Annotated in this window: 1 protein-coding gene; it reads left to right on the forward strand. The window is 36.4% G+C overall.

Translation table 11 applies throughout. From position 1 onward, the window contains the following. Positions 1 to 437: hemagglutinin repeat-containing protein (locus EII29_RS11615; protein ID WP_199726102.1), on the forward strand; the 437-nt coding region annotated here is incomplete at both ends.

Consider the following 437-nt stretch of genomic DNA (forward strand, 5'->3'; position numbering starts at 1 on the left):
AATAACAGATATTCTTCAAGCGGAAAAAGTACGGGAATAAATGCAGGAGCAACAGTAGGCTATGGGCATAAGTTACAGACAACGGGAAATGGTGGAAGTATATCGTTTAATAAAAGCAATATGAATACAACAGAAACTATTCATCATAACGGAAGTTTCCTTAATGTAAATGAAGTCCACAATAATACAAAGAATATGAAGTTAAAAGGTTTTAATCAGGAAGGCGGAACGATAACAGGAAACATAAAAAACCTTGAGCTTGTATCAGTTCAGAACACAAGTACAACAACGGGAAGCAGTAGTGGAATAAATGTAGGAGTAAGTTCAACGGGAATGCCCAATTCCATAGGATTAAGCGGAAGTAAGACAAATGGAAGCAGAGCCTTTGTAGATAATCAGACAACATTTATAGTGGGAGACGGAAGTAATCTTACAAT

Origin of the sequence: Leptotrichia sp. OH3620_COT-345 (genome assembly GCF_003932895.1) — a bacterium.
GTDB lineage: Bacteria > Fusobacteriota > Fusobacteriia > Fusobacteriales > Leptotrichiaceae > Pseudoleptotrichia.